This window comes from Mesorhizobium sp. P2_D6, from assembly GCF_056404315.1.
Genome location: NZ_JBFUEG010000047.1, coordinates 1 through 6779, shown reverse-complemented (window position 1 = coordinate 6779; position 6779 = coordinate 1). Strand labels below are relative to the sequence as shown.

General features: G+C 58.1%; 7 protein-coding genes. 4 read left to right on the top strand and 3 right to left on the bottom strand.

Features of this window, described 5'->3' with window-relative positions:
* Positions 1–184 precede the first annotated feature (184 nt).
* Positions 185–1957 carry an adenylate/guanylate cyclase domain-containing protein gene (locus tag AC1D1L_RS33170; RefSeq protein ID WP_477345697.1) on the top strand — a complete coding sequence of 591 codons (1773 nt, stop codon included), beginning with the start codon at positions 185–187 and terminating at the stop codon, positions 1955–1957.
* A 32-nt stretch (positions 1958–1989) separates the two neighbouring features.
* Here the strand turns inward: AC1D1L_RS33170 and AC1D1L_RS33165 are convergent, their stop codons facing one another.
* From AC1D1L_RS33165 to nthA, 3 genes are read right to left on the bottom strand one after another with little or no spacing between them, the layout of a single operon-like run.
* The gene (locus tag AC1D1L_RS33165) at positions 1990–2364 is read right to left on the bottom strand and encodes a hypothetical protein (protein ID WP_477345695.1); all 375 of its coding nucleotides are present in this window, start codon (positions 2362–2364) and stop codon (positions 1990–1992) included.
* On the bottom strand, positions 2351–3007 hold the full coding sequence (gene nthB / locus AC1D1L_RS33160) for a nitrile hydratase subunit beta (protein WP_477345693.1): 657 nt from the start codon (positions 3005–3007) through the stop codon (positions 2351–2353). The genes AC1D1L_RS33165 and nthB overlap by 14 nt, the downstream gene beginning before the upstream one ends.
* 2 nt (positions 3008–3009) lie before the next feature.
* Complete coding sequence (gene nthA / locus AC1D1L_RS33155; protein ID WP_477345691.1) at positions 3010–3654, bottom strand: nitrile hydratase subunit alpha; 645 nt, start codon at positions 3652–3654, stop codon at positions 3010–3012.
* Between the two features lie 618 nt (positions 3655–4272).
* Here nthA and AC1D1L_RS33150 point away from each other — a divergent pair.
* From AC1D1L_RS33150 to AC1D1L_RS33140, 3 genes are all read left to right on the top strand, one after another.
* The gene (locus AC1D1L_RS33150) at positions 4273–4719 is read left to right on the top strand and encodes a Ros/MucR family transcriptional regulator (protein WP_477345689.1); all 447 of its coding nucleotides are present in this window, start codon (positions 4273–4275) and stop codon (positions 4717–4719) included.
* A gap of 249 nt (positions 4720–4968) precedes the next feature.
* Positions 4969–5211 (top strand): hypothetical protein, encoded by a 243-nt coding sequence (locus AC1D1L_RS33145; RefSeq protein WP_477345687.1) that lies wholly within the window; start codon positions 4969–4971, stop codon positions 5209–5211.
* A 492-nt stretch (positions 5212–5703) separates the two neighbouring features.
* Positions 5704–5901, top strand: coding sequence for a hypothetical protein (locus tag AC1D1L_RS33140; RefSeq protein ID WP_477345685.1), 198 nt, complete (start codon positions 5704–5706; stop codon positions 5899–5901).
* Positions 5902–6779 lie beyond the last annotated feature (878 nt).

Sequence of the window (6779 nt, the reverse complement as noted above, 5' to 3'; positions counted from 1 at the left end):
GCTTCACCATAGCAAGCAAACAATGCGCGGTCTTGGTTCACGTTCGCGTACATCGCGACCAACGCCTCCCTCGCGCCGCTAGTGTCTTAGTTGAATTCCGGCTTATGACGACCCATCCTCGACGTTCCGGCTCGTGGACTCGGCCGGCGGTCGCCCGTACAATCCTTGTCCTGTTGTGAAGGCAATGCGCTACATGACCGAAGGAAGCGTCCAACGTCGCCTCGCGGCCATCTTTGCCGCTGACGTGGCGGGGTACACTCGGCTCATGGGCAGGGACGAAGTCGGCACGCTTGACGCATTGAAGGAAATCCGGGCCAAGTTAATCGACCCAAAGATCGCCGAGCACAAAGGCCGTATTTTCAAAACGACTGGCGATGGCGTCCTCGCCGAGTTCCCAAGCGTCGTGAGCGCCGTGGCTTGTGCGGTCGATATCCAGCGAGCCATGTCGGACCGAAACGGAGCCGTCCTCGAAACCCAGGCAATACGATACCGGATCGGGATCAACCTCGGCGACGTAATCGTCGAGGATGACGATCTGTTTGGTGACGGAGTGAACGTGGCGGCAAGGCTCGAAGGCATTGCTCCCGTTGGAGGTGTGATGGTTTCGGGCACGGTGCGAGATCACCTCGGAAACCGGCTTGACCTGCAATTCGACGACAACGGTGAGCAGATACTTAAAAATATTGAGCGCCCTGTGCGAGCCTATGCGGTGCGTCTCGACGGTCCCGAAGCGACCCCCACTTCGCCGACCTCGCTTTCTGATAAGCCCTCCATCGCTTTGCTGCCGTTCGTCAATATGAGCGACGACCGTCAGCAGGACTACTTTGCGGATGGGATTACAGAGAACGTCATCACCGGATTGTCTCGGTTTCGCGATCTTTTCGTCATCGCGAGCAATTCGACGTTCGCCTACAAGGGCAAAGCCACCAAGATACAGGATGCCAGCCGGGAGCTGGGTGCCCGCTATATCTTGGAGGGCAGCGTACAGAGGTCGAAGGACCGTGTCCGGGTTACGGCCCAGCTCATTGACGGCAAGACTGGTCGGCACCTTTGGGCAGAGCGCTACGACCGAGGCATCGATGATATCTTTGCTGTGCAGGACGATGTCACCGAAAGAATAATTGGAAGTTTAGCCACAGCGCACGGAGGCCGACTGTTAAAGGCGTGGCAAGAGCGCCCGGAACTCGCGGGGACACGGAACTTTCAAGCGCTGGACTACTTCGTGCGAGGTATGGAGGCCATAGACCGCAATACCAAGGAGGGCAATCAGCACGCGCGCGAACTCTTCCTCAAGGCCGGGGAGCTTGATCCCAAATTTGGCAAGGCCTTTGCCAAAGTTGCCTGGACGCACATGATGGACGTAGTCGATGGATTCAGCGTGGACCCCGAGTCCTCGTTGGCTGATGCTTTGCGGTACGCCAATCTCGCGATTGAACGCGACGACGCGGATGCGTGGGGCCATTACGCACTCGCAGGACACCGCCTTTTTAGCGGGCAGTACGAACCTGCCATTGCAGCATTTCACCGCGCCTTTGATCTCAATCCCAATGACGCAGACATTCTCATGGACTATGGCTACTGCCTGAGTTGCGCGGGACGAACCACCGAAGGCTTCGACGCAGCACAAAAGGCGTTGCGCCTTAATCCTCGCTATCCCGAGTGGTACGTTCAACAGCTCGGCCAGATTTACTACGACTCCCGACAATACCATGAAGCAGTCACGGCTTTGCGTAGCCTAATGACAATCGACACGGTGTACCGCTGGGTCTATTTGGCAGCCAGCCATGCCGCATTGGGGAATATGATCGAAGCGAGGGAAGCCGTGGAGCGGATCAAGCAAATGGACCCATCAGCCACAATCGTTTCGAGATCCGGCCCCCAAATGACGCCTTACAAAAATCCCGGCGATCTGGAACACCTTCGCAAGAACTTGCGCAAGGCAGGCCTGCCAGAATGAGTGAAAGCGCGCGCTGGCCTTGAGGGGGATTTCTAGTCTGGAGCTTTGGTAAATCGGCCGCAGTCTAGCTCCACTGGCTGTCCGTGAGGAGTCTGCAAATATGCTCGCCGCCAGTCGTCCCGACGGCGTGCCAACTCCGCGCACGACACGTTCCCTCCAGCATCCAGAATACGTTCGAGCGCAGACAGCACGGCTGTGTAATAAGTGCCTGTGTCGTCGGCACTCCCAGCAAGACTTGCAATGCGGACTTCCTCGCCCAGAGTTTCCGCCCAGGTTGATTGCGTGATCGTCCCCGATCCAATCAATAGATCGGCGATTGCCATTGCCTGGGCGTGCCATGGTTCAGCGAAGATTGGCTCGTCGTCTCGTCTCCTCAACGGCCCGTAGCCGGGATCAGGCTCGCTCAAGGTAGCTCTCCCAAAGATCAACAAAAACGCGATCCCTCCGGTCCTTCGCTTCCGGCCACAGTTCAGATGCGGCGAAGCTGACCGTATAAAGGTGCTCCGCCTTATGTTCGCCCCGTGCAGACGCATCCGGGAAGACATGCGCACCATGAAGGGCGAAGATGCTTCCCTTTCTACCGCGCACGTAGCCGGGAAGACGAGTGTGTCCCGAGTGCCCCGAAATCTTTCCGCGTACGGTCGCGCCTAGGGCAAACGATGGCCTAGCATCGATTTCAACCGCGTAGCTGCGTGGATTTTTCACGTAAGCTCTCGCCTCGTCCGCAGTCTCAGGCGGATATCCTGGCTGCGGCGTGAATGTCGATGCCCCTGATTTGAGCTCCTCCAAAGTGATATAGCCTACGTCGATCATTTCAGCCGCAAGGGTGAGCAGCCAATGATCGAAATAGGATCGAGTCAGGTAGTCCGCCGGAACGATCAACTCGCGGCAATGCCGGAACCAGTCTATCGACCAGTCGCTGTCGCCAGCGGCGGCCTGCGCCAATCCAAAAGCGCGCATTTCCCACTGTTCATGGAAAGGTCGGCCATCGCCCAGGCCTTGAATCGGGCCAAAGCCTTCTCGTCCACCGAGATCATGAACTCCATCCATCATCAGCCTCCCAGCGACGGCGAGAGATCCCTTTCAGTTCCGATCATGGAGTTGCGCGTCACCAGCCGCGATAGAGAGGCCTCGTCCAAGCTCTCAGTGCCCGCCGGCTGTTGCGGCAGCACGAGGTATCGTCTTTCTGACGTCGAGTCCCAGACGCGCACCTCTACGGTGTCTTCGAGTTCGACGCCGAATTCTCTCAGGACGCCTCGAGGATCGCGTACGGCGCGTGCTCTGTACTCGTTGGATTTGTACCATGCGGGCGACATGCCCAGAATGGAAAAGGGATAGCAGGAACAAAGCGTGCAGACGACGAGATTATGAACGTCCGGGGTATTCGCGACAGTTTGTAAATGACCCGTCGCGTGGCCCGCAAAGCCCAACTCGTCGATCGCCGACGTAGCGTTTGCCAGCAGGCGCTCCTTGAAAGCGGGATCTTTCCACGCTCGCGCCACAACTCTCGCGCCGCGCTTGGGTCCGATCTCCTCCCTATACATCTCAATCCACGCGTCCATCGCTTCCGGGTCGACCAGGCGCTTCTCGATCAGGAGACTCTCGAGAGCCTTCGCTCTCAGAGCCGGCTCGGAGGGTAAGTCGTGGTGTAAGTCGTGATGAATCTTCGAAATCTTCTGCGAATTAAAACTCGTCATCGACGTCCCCGATTTGAGGCCCAATCGGCGGAATTTACCATGAGCACACGAAGGTTGCAAAAAGGAGCTGCGGATGTGGAGGATGATACCATCCGGGCTGAGCTAAGTGGTCGCGTTCAATAGAGTGCCCGAGGCACTGCGAAGATTGAATTGTTCGGCCATCTGCTAAGACAATCAGCAAGAAAGTGCGATGTCTACACCTGCCCACGGACCGTATGATGTCGGCGCTTTCAGTGCGGCTACGGTAGCGGTTCTTGCCGGAATGCCTCACAATGACGAGCGGAGGCGCACTCGGCCATTTGAAACGCGCCGCGCACCAACTGCTGTAGCTGCATCGTCATGGGTTGACCCCTTCGAGAATCTCAGCCGCGCTCCCGACATGAGCGATGTGGAGAGCTGCGTCAGGCGGGACAATCTGAACGGCTTCTAGCTCGTATGTATCCAACCGTGTTGGTGCCACTCTACTTCGCCGCCCTCGCCGTCCTGATGCTCGCCGGCGCCATTGCGGCGCCGGCCTTTTTCCCCGTGCACCCAAAAATCGGTGGAACTACATGTCGGGACGCTGGTTGCGTACCTTAGCTCGGTCTAATATCCGGGCATCACCACAGGGGCCAACGAATGACGGACACCCACGACCATCACGACCACGCAACCGAACTAGTCGAACTAACGGCGGATGTTGTCTCTGCCTACGTTAGCAATAATCCGTTGCCGGCCGGCAGCCTGCCCGAACTGATTGCATCTGTGCACGCTTCATTGTCAGGCTTGGGTGGCCAGAACGCAAGGCCGGCCGAGCCGAGGGAGCCAGCCGTCGATCCCAAGCGGTCAGTGACGCCGAATTTCATTTACTGCCTCGAGGATGGAAAAAAGTTCAAATCTTTGAGGCGGCACTTGTGGAGTTCGCACAACCTTACCCCTGACGAGTACCGCGCTAAATGGGATCTGCCCAGCAGCTACCCCACAACAGCGCCAAAGTACTCCGCGATCCGCTCTGCACTGGCGAAGGCCGCAGGACTCGGCAAGGGTGCCCCCGGCGAAGAAGGCAAGCGGAAGCCGAAGCCTTGAAGCTACAGGGACAAAGAAAAGCCCACTGCCGACTTAGTGAGAGCCACGGCAACGGGCCAAGGCTGAGAATGACTAAGGGGGCCGCCCGTGACATCACAGCTGGAACATCAAGCGCAGATGTCCATGAGCGCCGTCTTAATTAGATACCTAGAATTTTAGTGACTCCGCGATGATGGCCACTTGCCATCCAACCTCGTATGCAGGATTATATTCCTGTTGCGGCGATCCCTTCAAACGGAGTTCGCTACCATGGCCAGAACCAAACCTTCCCAGCAGCTTTCCCAGGCGGATATCGAGCGCTTTCTCGTGGCAGCGGAGGCACTGCACAAGAGCATCGTGCGGCCGCTCCTCGCGTATCACTGCGAGCACTACCGCGCGCTTCGTGAGGTTCATGAACCGTTGTTGAAAGCGATCGAGACCATCACCGGCAAGAGGGCGCCGTCTATCCTGCCGAACGGCACAGGGTCGGTGAAGCCCCCTACGGCTGGGTAGCGCCTCACGGAACCATTTCCTCTCGGCTGACTTTGGGTCAGCTGGAAGGGACATCCAAGGTGGTTGACGAGTTAGGCAAGCCGCCCGAAACAGCGATCGGCATTGCCACGCGGCGTCTGGCGGCTGAGACCGGTATCACCCCTGCGCTAGCCACAGAGCTTGTCAGCTTCCTTGGCCCTTATAACTGGTCGTCGCTCTTGCGCGAAGCGCGGATACTCAAAAAGCCCTAGGCGTGGAAAAGCCCGCTGCCAGGGCGTTTAGCAGCGGGCCTTCGACATGCCGAACACAGGATCTTGGGGCATGCATCCGGCTGGCGCAAAAACGGCGATTGTGGAAATTTGTTCCCGCGCCGTTCGCATAAATTGCGACAGCTTGACTGGGCCGTCGCTCGCTCCAGTCTGCATTCGGCTGGGTAGAGCCTTAAGGCGAATTGCCCGATTGCGAATATGCCCCATAAATCAAGGACGGAACCGACTCAACTAGAGACGCACCGTGACGGACGAGGAACTGACGCTTAGCAGCATCTCCAAGCTGTTCAGGGATGCGAACCAGAAGCTTCAAGCGTCGCCAGACGTACCAGTTAGGCTCAAAAATAAGGTGGCTGGCTTGTCACTCAAGATAGCAGACGCCCTTGACGATCAGATGCACAAGGACGGTGACGCCGGCAGGGGCGCGGTTCCGGTTGAATGAGTTGCCGGCCTGACAGCAATGGTCTCTTGCGAACCGGGAAGCCCGCGCCTCTTGCGGAAAGCGCGGGCCGATCGGAGGCCCGATCTTCGGCAAGGCGATGGAGGGCACCACCTGCCGCTCGGACTACTTTTAGAGATGGCTAATGTTCCGTCAAGCCGGTTGGTCGAGCTCGAAAGTCCGCTACCAGAGTCACGCGCCCGTCCATCAGATTTGCGGCTTAAAACGGCCAAGCCATTGCCAGCACGTCTCGGGAACGTAGGGAGCCCCATTCTACAACACGTAATATCGGCGTATGATCCCTTGCCAGCCGGCACCTCTCCTTCGCCGGTTAGGCCCGGTGGTCAAAACCCCCAAGCCCCCCGCCTTGACCGCTGGGCCGCTAGTAGTCTCGCGCGCTCGCGGCCGCGGCCAGTGGATTGGGCTCTTATTTTAGTAGTCGCTAAATTCCTCAATAATTTGAATGCCAGAGTTTAACGCAGTCGTGCAATTGATGGCGACGTTTTGCTGTGGGGTTGGAAATGCGAACCCGGACTTTGGTTAGGAACTCGAGGGCCACAGAAGCCTTGGAACTGCGCGCGAAGATAGCATCCTTGGAAGAGGAGCAGAGGCGAAGGGTTGCGTGCTCGGCAGGCATGTTAAAGCTGGCGCAAGTCGGCCAAGAATTAAAGTGGCTTCGGCTTCGCCTGGCAATTCTGGAAGACTGTGTGGCGGCGCTTTCAGCCGAACAAAAAGTGCCCACTAGGCCTTCAGGTGGAAGGACCGACCACCGAATGAACGGCGCCCGGTGGCGACGGCCAAAGCATCACGAGTAGGCCGCTACAGCCGCTTGAAGTCGGGAAGCCCGCTTCAGAAGTGGTAGTTGATACCCACGCGGACCG

What these genes read in the sequence shown, in the direction of transcription:
- AC1D1L_RS33170 (WP_477345697.1), top strand. Translation starts at nt 185, where the DNA reads ATGCGCTACATGACCGAAGGAAGCGTCCAACGTCGCCTCGCGGCCATC.
- nthB (WP_477345693.1), bottom strand. Translation starts at nt 3,007, where the DNA reads ATGGATGGAGTTCATGATCTCGGTGGACGAGAAGGCTTTGGCCCGATT.
- nthA (WP_477345691.1), bottom strand. Translation starts at nt 3,654, where the DNA reads ATGACGAGTTTTAATTCGCAGAAGATTTCGAAGATTCATCACGACTTA.
- AC1D1L_RS33150 (WP_477345689.1), top strand. Translation starts at nt 4,273, where the DNA reads ATGACGGACACCCACGACCATCACGACCACGCAACCGAACTAGTCGAA.
- AC1D1L_RS33145 (WP_477345687.1), top strand. Translation starts at nt 4,969, where the DNA reads ATGGCCAGAACCAAACCTTCCCAGCAGCTTTCCCAGGCGGATATCGAG.